Source organism: Marinobacter sp. AN1 (assembly GCF_026013985.1).
In the GTDB taxonomy this organism is placed as follows: domain Bacteria; phylum Pseudomonadota; class Gammaproteobacteria; order Pseudomonadales; family Oleiphilaceae; genus Marinobacter; species Marinobacter segnicrescens.
Genome location: NZ_CP110342.1, coordinates 3,482,266 through 3,497,835 on the forward strand (window position 1 = coordinate 3,482,266; position 15,570 = coordinate 3,497,835).

Genomic DNA, 15,570 nt, shown 5'->3' on the forward strand with positions numbered 1-15,570 from the left:
GGCACCGCGGTGCCCGCTCACGCTGCCAAAAAACGATTCGGCTTACTCGGATTCCAGCTCGATGTCGATACCCAGCGAGCGGATCTCCTTGACAAGAACGTTGAAGGATTCGGGCATACCCGGCTCCATCCGGTGGTCTCCATCCACAATGTTCTTGTACATCTTGGTACGGCCATTCACATCGTCAGACTTGACGGTGAGCATCTCTTGCAGAGTATAGGCCGCACCATAGGCCTCCAGGGCCCACACTTCCATCTCACCGAACCGCTGGCCACCGAACTGCGCCTTACCACCCAGCGGTTGCTGGGTAACCAGGCTGTAGGAACCGGTGGACCGTGCGTGCATCTTGTCGTCGATCAGGTGATTCAGCTTCAGCATGTACATGTATCCAACCGTCACCTGGCGATCAAACTGATCACCGGTACGGCCGTCGAACAGCGTCACCTGGCCGCTGGTATCCATGTCGGCGAGCTCCAGCATGTGCTTGACCTCAGCCTCCTTGGCACCATCGAAAACCGCAGTCGCCATGGGCACGCCGCCACGCAGGTTGTTGGCCAGCTGGAGAATCTCTTCGTCGTTCAGGCTGGGCAGATCCACCGACGGAACTTCGTCGCTGTGGTTGTAGATCTTGTCCAGCAGCTCGCGAATCTCGGCAACCTTGCGCTGCTCTTCCAGCATGCGCTCGATCTTCCGGCCGAGACCCTTGGCTGCGGCACCCAGGTGGGTTTCCAGTACCTGACCCACGTTCATCCGTGACGGTACACCCAGCGGGTTGAGGACGATGTCGACGGTATTGCCTTCGGCGTCATAGGGCATGTCTTCCACCGGCATAACAGCAGAAATAACACCCTTGTTACCGTGACGACCGGCCATCTTGTCACCAGGCTGAACCCGGCGTTTGATCGCCAGATAGACCTTGACGATTTTCAGTACGCCCGGAGCGAGGTCATCACCCTGCTGGAGCTTGCGTTTCTTGTCTTCAAAACGCTCTTCATGCTCTTTCTTGCGATCTTCCAGGCCTTGCTCGGATTTCTCCAGCAGCTCATTGAGAGCCTCATCCTTCAACCGCAGCTTGAACCACTGGTCCCGGTCCAGCCCCTTCAGGTAATCTTCGTCGAGGGTTGCACCTTTCTTAAGACCAGGCCCGCTGATGACTTCCTGCCCGGTCAGGGCGGCAGTCAGACGTTCGAAGGTCGCACCTTCGACGATACGATACTCGTCCTTCAGGTCCTTCCGGTACTGGTTCAGCTGGTCCTGCTCGATCGAGAGCGCGCGGTCGTCTTTCTCGATGCCGTCACGGGTAAACACCTGAACATCAATAACGGTGCCCCGGGTACCAGCGGATACCCGTGAGGAGGTGTCTTTTACATCGGACGCCTTCTCACCAAAGATAGCCCTCAGCAGCTTCTCTTCCGGAGTGAGCTGGGTTTCACCTTTCGGCGTTACCTTGCCCACCAGGATGTCACCCGGGCCAACCTCGGCACCGATGTAAACAATCCCGGATTCATCCAGTTTGGCCAGGGCACTTTCACCCACGTTGGGGATGTCAGCGGTGATTTCCTCGCTGCCCAGCTTGGTATCCCGGGCCACACAGGTAAGCTCCTGGATATGGATGCTGGTGAAGCGATCCTCCTGGACCACCTTCTCCGAGATCAGGATGGAGTCCTCGAAGTTGTAGCCGTTCCAGGGCATGAATGCGATACGCATGTTCTGCCCAAGCGCCAACTCACCCAGGTCCACAGAGGGACCGTCGGCCAGGACATCTCCACGGGCAACCACATCACCCTGGTTTACGATTGAACGTTGGTTGATGCAGGTGTTCTGGTTGGAGCGGGTGTACTTGGTGAGGTTGTAGATATCCACACCAGCGTCACCGGCTTCGGTCTCATCATCGTGCACCCGTACGACGATACGGGCTGCATCCACGTCCTCGATAACACCACCGCGACGCGCGGTAACGCAGACGCCGGAGTCCTGGGCCACGGTCCGCTCAAGGCCAGTACCAACCACCGGCTTGTCTGCACGCAGTGTTGGCACAGCCTGGCGCTGCATGTTGGAGCCCATCAGGGCCCGGTTGGCATCGTCATGCTCCAGGAACGGGATCAGCGATGCTGCCACCGAGACTACCTGCCGCGGCGAAACATCCATGAAGTTGACGTTCTCTGGCGGGGTTACGGTGAATTCGTTCTGGTGACGCACGGTAACCAGTTCATCCGCAAGACGGCCGTCCTCAGTCATCGCCGCGCTTGCCTGGGCGATGATGTAGTTACTTTCCTCGATGGCCGACAGATAAACGATGTCATCGGTCACCTTGCCGTCGATGACCTTCCGGTACGGACTTTCGAGGAAGCCGTAAGAGTTGGTCCGGGCATAGGTCGCCAGCGAGTTGATCAGACCGATGTTCGGACCTTCCGGTGTCTCGATGGGACAGACGCGGCCGTAGTGGGTGGGATGAACATCCCGCACCTCAAAGCCCGCACGCTCCCGTGTCAGGCCACCAGGCCCAAGCGCAGATACGCGACGCTTGTGAGTCACCTCGGACAACGGGTTGTTCTGATCCATGAACTGGGACAGCTGACTGGAACCGAAGAACTCCTTGACTGCTGCCGCCACCGGCTTGGCATTGATCAGGTCCTGAGGCATCAGGCCTTCACTTTCAGCCAGGCTCAAGCGCTCACGCACCGCACGCTCTACGCGTACCAGGCCCACACGGAACTGGTTCTCGGCCATCTCACCGACGGACCGGATACGGCGATTGCCCAGGTTATCGATGTCATCCACGTTTCCGTTGCCGTTACGGATGTCGATCAAGGTACGAAGTACATCGATGATGTCTTCGTTGGTCAACGTACCTTCACCGGTGCTCTCTTCGCGACCGAGGCGACGGTTCAGCTTCATCCGCCCAACCGCGGACAAATCGTAGCGCTCTTCCGAGAAGAACAGGTTATTGAACAGGTTCTCGGCGGATTCCTTGGTGGGCGGCTCTCCCGGACGCATCATCCGATAGATTTCCACCAGCGCCTCGAGCTGGGTGCGGGTCGGGTCGATACGAATCGTATCGGACATGAAGGGGCCGCAGTCCAGGTCGTTGGTATACAGAGTTTCGACTTCAGTGATCCCTGCACCCAGAATCTTTTCCATCACCTCTTCGGTGATCTCAGTGTTGCACTCGACCAGCACCTCGCCGGTCTTGGTGTCTACCATGTCACGGGCAATGACTCGGCCATGGAGATAGGCAGTAGGCACTTCCAGCTGAGTGATGCCGGACTTTTCGAGCTGACGGATGTGGCGTGCGGTGACACGACGGCCCTCTTCCACGATCACATTGCCGTCATTGTCCTTGATGTCAAAGGTGGCGATATCACCACGCAGTCGGCTGGGCACCAGCTCCAGACTGGAGGTTTCTTCTCCAACAGTAAACTTACTGGTTTCAAAGAACTTTTCCAGCATTTGCTCGGAGCTGTACCCCAGGCCACGCAACAGGATGCTGGCAGGCAGCTTCCGGCGACGGTCGATCCGGACGAATACTGAATCCTTGGCATCGAACTCGAAATCAAGCCAGGAGCCACGGTAAGGAATCACCCGGGCAGAATACAGAAGCTTTCCGGAGGAGTGTGTCTTGCCCTTGTCATGGTCAAAGAACACGCCCGGTGAACGATGGAGCTGGGACACGATGACCCGCTCGGTACCGTTGACAACGAAGGTACCATTTTCAGTCATCAGGGGCATTTCGCCCATGTAGACTTCCTGCTCCTTGATGTCCTTGATCGCCTTGTTGGACGATTCGCGATCATAGATGATCAGCCGAACTTTCACGCGCAGGGGAGCAGCATAGGTTACGCCCCGGAGCTGACATTCCTTGACGTCGAATACCGGATCGCCAATACGGTAGCTCACGTACTCAAGCGCCGCATTGCCAGAATAACTGACAATCGGGAATACGGATTTGAAGGCTGCGTGCAGGCCAGTTTCCTGGCGCTCGGCAGCGGCGGCTTCCATTTGCAGGAAGTCCCGATAAGAATCCAGCTGAATAGCCAGCAAATAGGGAACATCCATCACGGAAGGCAATTTACTGAAGTCTTTGCGAATCCGCTTTTTCTCAGTGTAGGAGTAAGTCATCTGCATTCCCCAGCTTTAGACCTGATACCTGGTATCAAGAAGCAACCATTTACCTGCTTCGGGGCCGAGTTGCTCGGCATACTGCGCCGTCTTGAACAAGACTCTGGCTGTAGGTGACAGAGGCAGTCATTAACTATAGCAACTGCATCCGTCTCTATAGCATATATACAACAGAAAAAGGCCGGTGGCGCTAAGCCACCAGCCTATCCATGCTAATGCACGGAACCGATCAAGTATCGGCGATTACTTGAGCTCAACAGAAGCGCCTGCTTCCTCAAGCTTCTTCTTGGCTTCTTCAGCGTCGTCCTTGGAAGCAGCTTCCTTAACGGTGGACGGAGCAGAATCAACCATTTCCTTCGCTTCCTTCAGGCCCAGGCCAGTCAGTTCGCGAACAGCCTTGATGACGTTCACTTTCTTCTCGCCAGCGCCGGTCAGAACAACGTCAAACTCGGTCTGCTCTTCAGCGGCAGCAGCGTCGCCAGCAGCGGCAGCCGGAGCAGCTGCAACAGCAGCAGCAGCGGATACGTTGAACTTCTCTTCCATTGCTTCGACGAGCTCAACCACTTCCATAACGCTCATTTCAGCAATTGCATTCAGAATATCGTCTTTAGACAGAGCCATGACTTTCTCCCAAAAAATAAAATATGGTTTTCAACAGAATCAAGCAGCTTCTTGCTTCTGGTCTCGGACTGCAGCTACTACGCGGGTAACCCTGCCCGGAACATCGTTCAGAGTGCGTACCAACTTGGTAACCGGTGCCTGTGTGACAATAGCCAGCTGAGTCAGCGCTTCGTGCAGCGTCGGCAGCTTGGCCAGGCGATCGATCTGTTCTGCGCCCATCAGCTCACCGCCGACGGCCAGACCCTTGATCTCGAAAGCCTCTTTCTCTTTGGCGAAATCCTTGAGCAGGCGCGCAGCGGCACCAGGATCTTCCATAGAGAATGCCAGAATGGTCGGACCAACCAGAGCTTCGTCGATGCACTCGAACTCGGTACCGCGAATGGCGATCTTGGCAAGGTTGTTACGAACAACCTTCAGACGCACATTCTCGGCACGAGCCTTGGCACGAAGCGCCGTCATGTCACCTGCGGTAACACCACGGTAGTCAGCCAGAACAACAGACAGAGCAGTACCAGCAGTCTCGTTGACTTCAGCGACGATCGCTTTCTTGTCTTCGAGTCTAATTGCCACTGGATTTCTCCTCGATTTCGCCGGAGATTCCGGCAAACCCATCATTGCCCAGGGAACGCTGTCCGGATCACGCATCAGCGAAATCCCAACCACATTCCTTTATGGGCGCCTAACGGTGTTTGGGTTCAGAGAGAACGTCTTCACACCGTCTGCGCAGGCGTTGCTTTAACCCTTGTGACCCGACTCGCGAGAGTCGGCCCTCGGGGGCCTGCGGTCTTTGACAGCCTTGGCTTCCGCCCAGACTACAAAGTTACTGCCGACCAGGGATCAAAGGTTCAAAGAACCCTGATCAACAGTCAGGCCAGGCCCCATTGTCGAGGACAGGGATACCTTCTTCAGGTAAACGCCCTTGGACGATGCAGGCTTGGCCTTTTTCAGGTCTGCCAGCAGAGCTTCAAGGTTTTCCTTGATGTTCTGTGCAGAAAATTCAACATTTCCCAGAGGAGCGTGGATAATGCCATTCTTGTCAGTACGGTAACGAACCTGACCTGCCTTGGCATTTTTTACAGCCGTTTCCACATCCGGGGTAACCGTGCCAACCTTGGGGTTAGGCATCAGGCCGCGAGGCCCAAGGATCTGGCCAAGCTGACCAACGACACGCATGGCATCGGGGGTCGCAATGACCACGTCGAAATCCATGTTGCCCTTTTTCACTTCTTCGGCCAGGTCATCCATACCTACGATGTCAGCACCGGCTTCTTTCGCCTTGTCGGCATTGGCACCCTGGGTGAACACAGCAACCCGCACGCTCTTACCGGTACCGTGGGGCAGCACGGTGCTGCTACGGACTACCTGGTCGGATTTCCGTGCATCGACACCAAGGTTAACGGATACATCGATAGACTCGCGGAACTTGACGGAGCTACCCAGCTCAGCCAGGAGCGCTACAGCCTCATCTACCGTATAGGCGCGGGCCGGGTCCACTTTTTCGCGAATCAGCTTCTGACGCTTGCTCAGTTTAGCCATTTTACAGACCCTCCACGTTCAGGCCCATGCTACGGGCAGTGCCGGCGATGGTGCGGACGGCAGCGTCCATATCAGCAGCAGTGAGATCAGGCTCTTTAGTCTTTACAATCTCTTCAAGCTGCGCGCGGGTAACCGTGCCCACCTTTTCGGTGTTCGGACGGCCAGAACCACTCTTGATACCGGCAGCCTTCTTCAACAGCACCGGTGCTGGCGGGGTCTTGGTGACAAAAGTGAACGAGCGATCACTGTAAACAGTGATCACCACCGGAGTCGGCAGACCCGGCTCAATGCCCTGCGTGGCAGCGTTGAACGCCTTACAGAACTCCATAATGTTCACACCGTGCTGGCCCAGCGCGGGACCGACGGGGGGGCTCGGGTTGGCCTGACCGGCAGCAACCTGAAGCTTGATGTACGCTTCGATTTTCTTAGCCATGGGTTTCTCCTGTGGGTGTTAGCGCCTTTCGGCTCCCCGGTTTTGAGACACAAAAAGCCCGCTACACCGCAGTGAGCGAGCCCTTCGCTTCAGAGGTAACTCAGTCCTTTTCGACCTGGCCAAACTCCAGCTCAACCGGAGTGGAGCGACCAAAGATCAGAACTGCCACCTTTACACGACTCTTGTCGTAATCAACTTCTTCCACAACGCCATTAAAATCGGCGAAGGGACCTTCAATAACGCGAACAATCTCACCAGGCTCGAACAGCGTCTTGGGTTTCGGCTGATCGACACCGCTTTCAACACGACGAAGGATTGCTTCAGCTTCCTTCTCGGTGATCGGGGCAGGCTTATCCTTGGTACCACCAATGAACCCGAGAACCCGCGGCGTATCTTTCACAAGATGCCACGAGGCGTCATCCATTTCCATCTGGACAAGCACGTACCCCGGATAGAACTTACGCTCGCTCTTTCGTTTCTTGCCATCCCGCATTTCGACGACTTCTTCGGTGGGCACAAGCACGTCACCAAATTTATCCTCCATGCCATTAATGGCGATCCGCTCCTTGAGCGACCGCATGACATGTTTTTCGAAACCGGAATACGCCTGAACCACAAACCAGTGCTTAGCCATTGCCTGCCCCTGCCTATCCGATGAAACCCTGTACGAGGAAGCCGATGAGCGAGTCCATACCCCAAAGGATAAGTGCTACGACAAGCACAAACACAACGACGATTGCCGTGGTCTGGATCAACTCCGGGCGAGTCGGCCATACGACCTTGCGAATCTCTACCCTGGCCTCTTTCAACAGGGTCGCGAAACGACGCCCGCGATCGGTCTGGAGCGCCACAACTGCAGCAACCAGAGCCAGCGCCACCAAACCAAGCACTCGATAGAGCACTGATTCGCCGCTGAAATACTGATTGCCGACTACTCCCACGGCAATCAGAACGAAAACAACCAGCCACTTGACAACATCAAAGCGGCTGGTCGACTGTTGGGCTTTTGACTCCATAGGAATCAGCTTATGTATCCAGACGTGTTATAAATGGCAGGCCAGGAGGGAATCGAACCCCCAACCTGCGGTTTTGGAGACCGCTGCTCTGCCAATTGAGCTACTGGCCTGCACCGAAACCTTTTTGCGGTGCAACAAAAGGACCACCCAAAGGGCAGCCCTTCTGCTTTCAGATCGTGCGAGCTGTTACTCGATGATCTTGGATACCACGCCGGCACCAACGGTACGGCCACCTTCGCGGATCGCGAAGCGCAGACCATCTTCCATGGCGATCGGAGCGATCAGGGTAACAGACATCTTCACGTTGTCACCCGGCATTACCATTTCAACGCCTTCCGGCAGCTCACAGGAGCCAGTCACGTCAGTGGTCCGGAAGTAGAACTGCGGACGGTAGCCCTTGAAGAACGGAGTGTGACGACCACCCTCGTCCTTGCTCAGCACGTACACTTCGCATTCGAACTTTGTGTGCGGCTTGATCGAGCCCGGCACACACAACACCTGGCCACGCTCTACGTCGTCACGCTTGGTACCACGCAGCAGGGCACCGATGTTCTCACCAGCACGACCTTCGTCAAGCAGCTTGCGGAACATCTCAACACCGGTAACCGTGGTCTTCTGGGTATCACGGATACCAACGATTTCCACTTCGTCGCCAGTCTTCACGATGCCACGCTCAACACGACCGGTCACAACAGTACCACGACCAGAGATGGAGAATACGTCCTCGATCGGCATCAGGAACGGCTGGTCAATCGCACGCTCCGGCTCCGGGATGTAGTCATCCAGCGCCTCTACCAGCTTCTTCACAGCGGTAGTGCCCATCTCGTTGTCATCCTTGCCTTCCAGCGCCATCAGCGCGGAGCCAGTGATGATCGGAGTATCGTCACCCGGGAAGTCGTACTGGCTCAGCAGTTCGCGAACTTCCATCTCAACCAGCTCGAGCAGCTCTTCGTCGTCTACCATGTCGGCCTTGTTCAGGAACACGACAATGTAGGGAACGCCAACCTGACGGGACAGCAGGATGTGCTCACGAGTCTGCGGCATGGGGCCGTCAGCAGCGGAGCAAACCAGGATCGCGCCGTCCATCTGCGCTGCACCAGTGATCATGTTCTTCACATAGTCAGCGTGGCCCGGGCAATCTACGTGGGCGTAGTGGCGAGTCGGGGAATCGTACTCAACGTGAGAGGTCGCGATAGTGATACCACGCGCACGCTCTTCCGGTGCGTTATCGATCTGGTCGAATGCACGGGACTCACCAGTACCCCATACTTCGTGACATACGCGGGTCAGCGCCGCAGTCAGAGTGGTCTTACCATGGTCAACGTGACCGATGGTGCCCACGTTCAGGTGCGGCTTGTTACGCTCAAATTGCTTCTTAGACATTCGACCAATCTCCCTAATCAACTGGACAGTAACGTTGACCGGATAAAAATGGAGCTCATGGGCGGATTTGAACCGCCGACCTCACCCTTACCAAGGGTGTGCTCTACCAACTGAGCTACATGAGCATTGAACCAATCTGGAGCGGGCAGCGGGAATCGAACCCGCGTCATCAGCTTGGAAGGCTGAGGTAATAGCCACTATACGATGCCCGCATCAATAAGTGGTGGAGGGGGCAGGATTCGAACCTGCGAAGGCTGAGCCGTCAGATTTACAGTCTGATCCCTTTGGCCACTCGGGAACCCCTCCAGAGGTATCCCTGATTCCGAGACACTTCATAAAACTTAAGTGGAGCTGGCGGACGGAATCGAACCCCCGACCTGCTGATTACAAGTCAGCTGCTCTACCAACTGAGCTACGCCAGCTCACATTCGCCTCATCAGCGAGGCCGGTATACTACGGATTTTTTTTAGCGGTTGCAACACCTTCACAATCACTAAATTCAATCAGTTGTAGCTCGGCATCACTTTTGGCGGGGGGAAGGCCCTGGCCCTGCAATTCAGGCTGGGGCACCCCCTCAAAAACGAGCGCGTAGCTTATACGATTTCGGGGGAACTTTACCAGTGTTGCATCGATATTTTCGGCCTGTCTTTCGCTAAGAATTCGCTCTGCCGAGACCCTGGACCGGAACAGTCCCAGAGATATAGCGTTTTCGTTCTCTCCGGAAGGTACCACGTACGCTTCAATGCCCTTATTTACGAGCTCCCGATATAACGCCATCGCCTCATCCCGAGAAGGCAGGGGCGGAATAATCACCCAGTGAAAAGGCTCAAGCTCCTCGCTTCTCTCTTGTACACCACCGAAACGCAAGGACGGAAATCGCACGAGCATCTCGTTGCGATAAGCGAGGGCCTCCGCCTGTTCGTTGAACCAGCCTATCCCGTAACAGGCAGCAGCAGACTCCGGCCCGGCCTGCCCGGATCCAGGCGGCATCAGGGCGTCAGAGCTCCCCTCAGCATATTCAGTCGCATCCACTATCAACCGGGACGAAGCCTCGTCCTCCCTCGGTTCAGCCTGACCGTTTACCCACTCATCAATCAACTTTATCTCGGCAACCCGAGGTAGCTTTCCTTCCTGTACGGGACGGACATTATCCTGCCCGGAGGACGACAACCACCAAAACAGCCCAATATTAATCAACAGCAGTAAAAGGGCGACCCAGCGCATCAGCAATTCGCCACCTGAGCCAGGCCGTCCAGAACCAGGTCGGGAGATAACCGAACCGGCAGCGCCGGATCGGCAGATTCGCTAAGGGCCTTCTTTATATAGGGCCCATCGCCGCCGGTCACCATGACCGGCACCGTGGTTTTACGACCTAACTCTATCGCCAATGCACGAAGGAGCCAGTTAACACCATGGAGAACGCACTCACCGGTTGTCTGACCGGGAGAAACCGACGCTAGCGTCTGCTCTCGCTGGAACAGCACCCTTGCGGTTTTCTGACTCAAGGCATCCAGCATAAGGTTTTTTCCTGGCAGAATATAACCACCCTCATGCCGCCCGCTGGCGTCGATCCAGTCCACAGTAATCGCGCTGCCGGCATCGATTACGACACAGGCACCTTTGAAGACCTCCCAGGCGGCGACCATCGCGTGCCACCGGTCTGCCCCCATCGCTGAAGGGTTTTCATAGGCGCAGACAAGGTCGCCAAACCGCGGTTCAGTCCAGAAGAACCGCACCGGTACCTGGGTGTGCAACTTGATAGCACGCACCAGTGCTTCCCTTGCAGACTCGGAGCGTACTGTACAAATGGCGACAAAATCGACTTGCGTCCAGAGTCTGTCATCCATCTCGCGGAAAAGCCCTGCGGTTTCTGCTACATCCACGCCAGAACAGACAATGTCCGCGCGGTCCCGCAGCTGCCACTTAATGCGCGAGTTTCCGGCATCCAGCAACAGTTTCATTCCGCCACCCGGAGGCTGATCTCACCGGCGTATATGCGCTCAACGCTGCTGTCAGTGCTGATCATGTAGTTGCCAGACTCGTCGACGCCCTCGCCGACACCGGAGAGGTTACCACTGGTGGCAACCAGCTTACGCCCTCTGAAAGCGTCGTACCGATTCCACGGCTCTGCGAATGGCCCAAAACCGGATGCCTCGAAAACGGATAGATGCCCTAACAGGCGATTGAGAACGCTGGCTGCCAGGTCATCCCGCCGCCAGTCCGCTTCCGGGGCACTCAAGTCCAGGCTTGTCCAGGGTTGATCCACCGACTCAGCCTCCAGCATATGTACGTTCACACCGATACCGACTATAACCCGGACAGCCCCCTCAAGCTCCCCTTGCAACTCAATCAGGATCCCGGCCAGCTTTTTACCGTCAACCAGCAGGTCGTTGGGCCACTTGAGTGCTGGGTTTGCCAGCCCCTTGTCGGCAAGCGCCTCCAGTAACGCCAGGCCAGCCACAAGGCTGAGACCATCCAGTTCGGTGAAGCCACGATTCATGGAGATGCCGACGCTCATATAGAGATTCTGGCCGGCAGGACTTTGCCATACACGGCCACGACGGCCCCGTCCCTGCTGCTGGCTGTCAGCAACCGAGACCAGCAATCCCCGCTCACCTTCCTGCCAGCGCCGGGTTATATCCGAATTGGTGGAGTCAATCTGGTCATGGACACGGAGCGCCATTTGCCGTCTGGCAGACTCGTTCAGCCCCTGCTCGATTCCTTCCCGGGTCACCAGATCCATCGGCGCGGCCAACTGATAGCCACGGCCACGAATCGTTTCCACCGGAATGCCTTTATCGATTAATTTGCGGACCTGCTTCCAGATTGCAGTACGACTGACGCCCAGGATTTCAGCAAGGGATTCCCCGGAATGTACGGCACCGTCGGAGAGTAACTTCAGTAATGGTCTGGTATTCATGGGTCTGCCTGGTGGCTGATGATCAAGAAGGTTTCAAGGGCTGGATTAAACTACAGAGGGAGGGAAAAGACAAAAAGGCTTTGCGCTGAAGCACCGCAGGCTCTCAAACCCATAAAAAAACCCCGGCAGCTTACGCTGTCGGGGTTTTGGGATTAAGAGCCTGACGATGACCTACTCTCGCATGGGCAACGCCACACTACCATCGGCGCTGGTCTGTTTCACTGCTGAGTTCGGGATGGGATCAGGTGGTTCCAGACCGCTATGGTCGTCAGGCAAAACGGTTGATCACTGGGATGGATGAGATTGAATGCGTTACAATCAAGGTTATCGCAGTTGTCTGTAGCAATTGTCTTGGGTGTTATATAGTCAAGCCGCACGAGCAATTAGTACCGGTTAGCTCAACGCCTCGCAGCGCTTACACACCCGGCCTATCAACGTCCTGGTCTTGAACGGCTCTTCAGGAGGCTCGAGGCCTCGGGGAGATCTCATCTTGGAAGGGGCTTCCCGCTTAGATGCTTTCAGCGGTTATCCTGTCCGAACATAGCTACCGGGCAATGCCACTGGCGTGACAACCCGAACACCAGAGGTTCGTCCACTCCGGTCCTCTCGTACTAGGAGCAGCTTTCCTCAAATCTCCAACGTCCACGGCAGATAGGGACCGAACTGTCTCACGACGTTCTAAACCCAGCTCGCGTACCACTTTAAATGGCGAACAGCCATACCCTTGGGACCGGCTTCAGCCCCAGGATGTGATGAGCCGACATCGAGGTGCCAAACACCGCCGTCGATGTGAACTCTTGGGCGGTATCAGCCTGTTATCCCCGGAGTACCTTTTATCCGTTGAGCGATGGCCCTTCCATACAGAACCACCGGATCACTATGACCTGCTTTCGCACCTGCTCGACGTGTCTGTCTCGCAGTCAAGCGGGCTTGTGCCATTACACTAACCGCACGATGTCCGACCGTGCTTAGCCCACCTTTGTGCTCCTCCGTTACGCTTTGGGAGGAGACCGCCCCAGTCAAACTACCCACCACACAGTGTCCTCATCCCCGATCAGGGGACCAAGTTAGAACCTCAAACAGGCCAGGCTGGTATTTCAAGGTTGGCTCCACCCGAACTGGCGTCCGGGTTTCAAAGCCTCCCAGCTATCCTACACAAGCATGCTCAAAGTTCACTGTGAAGCTATAGTAAAGGTTCACGGGGTCTTTCCGTCTAGCCGCGGATACACCGCATCTTCACGGCGATTTCAATTTCACTGAGTCTCGGGTAGAGACAGCGCCCCCATCGTTACGCCATTCGTGCAGGTCGGAACTTACCCGACAAGGAATTTCGCTACCTTAGGACCGTTATAGTTACGGCCGCCGTTTACCGGGGCTTCGATCAAGAGCTTCGCGCAAGCGCTAACCCCATCAATTAACCTTCCGGCACCGGGCAGGCGTCACACCGTATACGTCCACTTTCGTGTTAGCACAGTGCTGTGTTTTTAATAAACAGTCGCAGGGGCCTGGTATCTTCGACCGGCTTCCGCTCCACCCGCAGGGGCTTCACGTACACGCCGGCGTGCCTTCTCCCGAAGTTACGGCACCATTTTGCCTAGTTCCTTTACCCGAGTTCTCTCAAGCGCCTTGGGATTCTCACCCTGACCACCTGTGTCGGTTTGGGGTACGGTCCCGGATAGCCTGAAGCTTAGAAGATTTTCCTGGAAGCATGGCATCAATGACTTCCAACCCGTAAAAGGGTCGTCGTCGTCACGTCTCGACATTATGGGTCCGGATTTGCCTAAACCCACTGCCTACTCGCTTAAACCGGGACAACCGTCGCCCGGCTCACCTAGCCTTCTCCGTCTCTCCATCGCAGCTATCCAAGGTACGGGAATATTAACCCGTTTCCCATCGACTACACCTTTCGGTCTCGCCTTAGGGGCCGACTCACCCTGCGCCGATTAGCGTTGCGCAGGAACCCTTGGTCTTCCGGCGTGGGGGTTTTTCACCCCCATTGTCGTTACTCATGTCAGCATTCGCACTTCTGATACCTCCAGCAGACTTCTCAATCCACCTTCGCAGGCTTACAGAACGCTCCCCTACCCCGCATACTTGCGTATGCAGCCGCAGCTTCGGTGACCAGTTTGAGCCCCGTTACATCTTCCGCGCAGGCCGACTCGACTAGTGAGCTATTACGCTTTCTTTAAAGGATGGCTGCTTCTAAGCCAACCTCCTAGCTGTCTGAGCCTTCCCACATCGTTTCCCACTTAACTGGTACTTGGGGACCTTAGCTGGCGGTCTGGGTTGTTTCCCTCTTCACGACGGACGTTAGCACCCGCCGTGTGTCTCCCGGATAGTACTCACTGGTATTCGGAGTTTGCATCGGGTTGGTAAGTCGGGATGACCCCCTAGCCGAAACAGTGCTCTACCCCCAGTGGTATTCGTCCGAGGCGCTACCTAAATAGCTTTCGGGGAGAACCAGCTATCTCCGGGCTTGATTAGCCTTTCACTCCGATCCACAAGTCATCCCCTGGCTTTTCAACGACAGTGGGTTCGGGCCTCCAGTGCCTGTTACGGCACCTTCACCCTGCTCATGGATAGATCGCCCGGTTTCGGGTCTATGCCCAGCGACTAAGTCGCCCTATTCAGACTCGGTTTCCCTACGGCTCCCCTATACGGTTAACCTCGCCACTGAACATAAGTCGCTGACCCATTATACAAAAGGTACGCCGTCACGGAACAAGTCCGCTCCGACTGCTTGTACGCATACGGTTTCAGGGTCTATTTCACTCCCCTCACAGGGGTTCTTTTCGCCTTTCCCTCACGGTACTGGTTCACTATCGGTCAGTCAGGAGTATTTAGCCTTGGAGGATGGTCCCCCCATGTTCAGACAGGATTACACGTGACCCGTCCTACTCGATTTCACTGGACTCAGGTTTCGGATACGGGGCTATCACCCACTATGGCGGCTCTTTCCAGGGCCTTCTCCTACCAGTTGTCCAGCTTAAGGGCTGGTCCCCGTTCGCTCGCCGCTACTGAGGGAATCTCGGTTGATTTCTTTTCCTTCGGGTACTTAGATGTTTCAGTTCCCCGAGTTCGCCTCTTACACCTATGGATTCAGTGTAAGATACCGACCCGAAAGTCGGTGGGTTTCCCCATTCAGAGATGCCCGGATCATAGCTTGTTTGCCAGCTCCCCGAGCCTTATCGCAGGCTTCCACGTCTTTCATCGCCTCTGACTGCCAAGGCATCCACCGTATGCGCTTAGTTGCTTGACTATATAACCCCAAGACAACTGACCTGTGCATCAACACCGCTTGACCTTCCCCTGGCAAGCCAGGTTCGTGATCATCCAATGATGACGTTCAGAGACAGCCGACTGAAGCTATAAACAACCACTTCAACGACACACCGGATAACGCTTGATCGTTATCGCTGAAACTCTGTTCTGAACTAGAAGAACAGAATTTCGTGTTTCAATCTCATCCGAATTGTTAAAGAGCAATTCTGACCCAGTGATCAGAAAGAAGGGCTTACAACGTCACCGCGTTGAAACACTTT

At 55.8% G+C, this 15,570-nt stretch carries 11 protein-coding genes, 5 tRNA genes and 2 rRNA genes; all 18 read right to left on the bottom strand.

Going from position 1 to position 15,570, the window contains the following annotated elements; genetic code table 11:
- Positions 1-42 precede the first annotated feature (42 nt).
- Positions 43-4,119 carry a DNA-directed RNA polymerase subunit beta gene (gene rpoB / locus LJ360_RS16080; RefSeq protein ID WP_091855126.1) on the bottom strand — a complete coding sequence of 1,359 codons (4,077 nt, stop codon included), beginning with the start codon at positions 4,117-4,119 and terminating at the stop codon, positions 43-45.
- A 243-nt stretch (positions 4,120-4,362) separates the two neighbouring features.
- A complete protein-coding gene (gene rplL, locus LJ360_RS16085) occupies positions 4,363-4,740 on the bottom strand; it encodes a 50S ribosomal protein L7/L12 (protein ID WP_091855113.1) in 378 nt (125 codons plus the stop codon).
- 39 nt (positions 4,741-4,779) lie between these two features.
- Complete coding sequence (gene rplJ, locus LJ360_RS16090) at positions 4,780-5,310, bottom strand: 50S ribosomal protein L10 (protein ID WP_091855115.1); 531 nt, start codon at positions 5,308-5,310, stop codon at positions 4,780-4,782.
- 267 nt (positions 5,311-5,577) lie between these two features.
- Positions 5,578-6,276: a 50S ribosomal protein L1 gene (gene rplA / locus LJ360_RS16095; RefSeq protein WP_091855117.1), complete on the bottom strand. Its 699-nt coding sequence runs from the start codon at positions 6,274-6,276 to the stop codon at positions 5,578-5,580.
- A 1-nt stretch (position 6,277) separates the two neighbouring features.
- Positions 6,278-6,709, bottom strand: coding sequence for a 50S ribosomal protein L11 (gene rplK, locus LJ360_RS16100; protein WP_091855119.1), 432 nt, complete (start codon positions 6,707-6,709; stop codon positions 6,278-6,280).
- A gap of 100 nt (positions 6,710-6,809) precedes the next feature.
- The gene (gene nusG, locus LJ360_RS16105) at positions 6,810-7,343 is read right to left on the bottom strand and encodes a transcription termination/antitermination protein NusG (protein ID WP_091855121.1); all 534 of its coding nucleotides are present in this window, start codon (positions 7,341-7,343) and stop codon (positions 6,810-6,812) included.
- A gap of 13 nt (positions 7,344-7,356) precedes the next feature.
- Positions 7,357-7,725: a preprotein translocase subunit SecE gene (secE, locus tag LJ360_RS16110; protein WP_091855123.1), complete on the bottom strand. Its 369-nt coding sequence runs from the start codon at positions 7,723-7,725 to the stop codon at positions 7,357-7,359.
- A 34-nt stretch (positions 7,726-7,759) separates the two neighbouring features.
- Positions 7,760-7,835, bottom strand: a tRNA-Trp gene (locus LJ360_RS16115).
- Positions 7,836-7,911: 76 nt separating this feature from the next.
- Complete coding sequence (tuf, locus tag LJ360_RS16120) at positions 7,912-9,108, bottom strand: elongation factor Tu (protein WP_264994469.1); 1,197 nt, start codon at positions 9,106-9,108, stop codon at positions 7,912-7,914.
- A gap of 49 nt (positions 9,109-9,157) precedes the next feature.
- Positions 9,158-9,233 (bottom strand) — tRNA-Thr (locus LJ360_RS16125).
- A gap of 12 nt (positions 9,234-9,245) precedes the next feature.
- Positions 9,246-9,320: transfer RNA gene (locus LJ360_RS16130), tRNA-Gly, on the bottom strand.
- 9 nt (positions 9,321-9,329) lie between these two features.
- Positions 9,330-9,414: transfer RNA gene (locus LJ360_RS16135), tRNA-Tyr, on the bottom strand.
- Between the two features lie 40 nt (positions 9,415-9,454).
- Positions 9,455-9,530, bottom strand: a tRNA-Thr gene (locus tag LJ360_RS16140).
- 31 nt (positions 9,531-9,561) lie between these two features.
- Positions 9,562-10,332: an SPOR domain-containing protein gene (locus tag LJ360_RS16145; RefSeq protein WP_091855286.1), complete on the bottom strand. Its 771-nt coding sequence runs from the start codon at positions 10,330-10,332 to the stop codon at positions 9,562-9,564.
- Positions 10,332-11,069 (bottom strand): type III pantothenate kinase, encoded by a 738-nt coding sequence (locus LJ360_RS16150; protein WP_091855287.1) that lies wholly within the window; start codon positions 11,067-11,069, stop codon positions 10,332-10,334. Before LJ360_RS16150 ends, LJ360_RS16145 begins: the two co-directional genes overlap by 1 nt.
- Positions 11,066-12,028: a biotin--[acetyl-CoA-carboxylase] ligase gene (locus LJ360_RS16155; protein WP_091855288.1), complete on the bottom strand. Its 963-nt coding sequence runs from the start codon at positions 12,026-12,028 to the stop codon at positions 11,066-11,068. Before LJ360_RS16155 ends, LJ360_RS16150 begins: the two co-directional genes overlap by 4 nt.
- A 158-nt stretch (positions 12,029-12,186) precedes the next feature.
- A 5S ribosomal RNA gene (gene rrf, locus LJ360_RS16160) occupies positions 12,187-12,301 on the bottom strand.
- An 89-nt stretch (positions 12,302-12,390) separates the two neighbouring features.
- Positions 12,391-15,287, bottom strand: a 23S ribosomal RNA gene (locus tag LJ360_RS16165).
- Positions 15,288-15,570: the final 283 nt, after the last annotated feature.

Excerpts from the sequence above, each read along its gene's own strand:
- LJ360_RS16155 (WP_091855288.1), bottom strand. The coding sequence starts at position 12,028 with ATGAATACCAGACCATTACTGAAGTTACTCTCCGACGGTGCCGTACAT.
- LJ360_RS16150 (WP_091855287.1), bottom strand. The coding sequence starts at position 11,069 with ATGAAACTGTTGCTGGATGCCGGAAACTCGCGCATTAAGTGGCAGCTG.
- tuf (WP_264994469.1), bottom strand. The coding sequence starts at position 9,108 with ATGTCTAAGAAGCAATTTGAGCGTAACAAGCCGCACCTGAACGTGGGC.
- rplA (WP_091855117.1), bottom strand. The coding sequence starts at position 6,276 with ATGGCTAAACTGAGCAAGCGTCAGAAGCTGATTCGCGAAAAAGTGGAC.
- LJ360_RS16145 (WP_091855286.1), bottom strand. The coding sequence starts at position 10,332 with ATGCGCTGGGTCGCCCTTTTACTGCTGTTGATTAATATTGGGCTGTTT.
- rplK (WP_091855119.1), bottom strand. The coding sequence starts at position 6,709 with ATGGCTAAGAAAATCGAAGCGTACATCAAGCTTCAGGTTGCTGCCGGT.
- rplL (WP_091855113.1), bottom strand. The coding sequence starts at position 4,740 with ATGGCTCTGTCTAAAGACGATATTCTGAATGCAATTGCTGAAATGAGC.
- nusG (WP_091855121.1), bottom strand. The coding sequence starts at position 7,343 with ATGGCTAAGCACTGGTTTGTGGTTCAGGCGTATTCCGGTTTCGAAAAA.
- secE (WP_091855123.1), bottom strand. The coding sequence starts at position 7,725 with ATGGAGTCAAAAGCCCAACAGTCGACCAGCCGCTTTGATGTTGTCAAG.
- rpoB (WP_091855126.1), bottom strand. The coding sequence starts at position 4,119 with ATGACTTACTCCTACACTGAGAAAAAGCGGATTCGCAAAGACTTCAGT.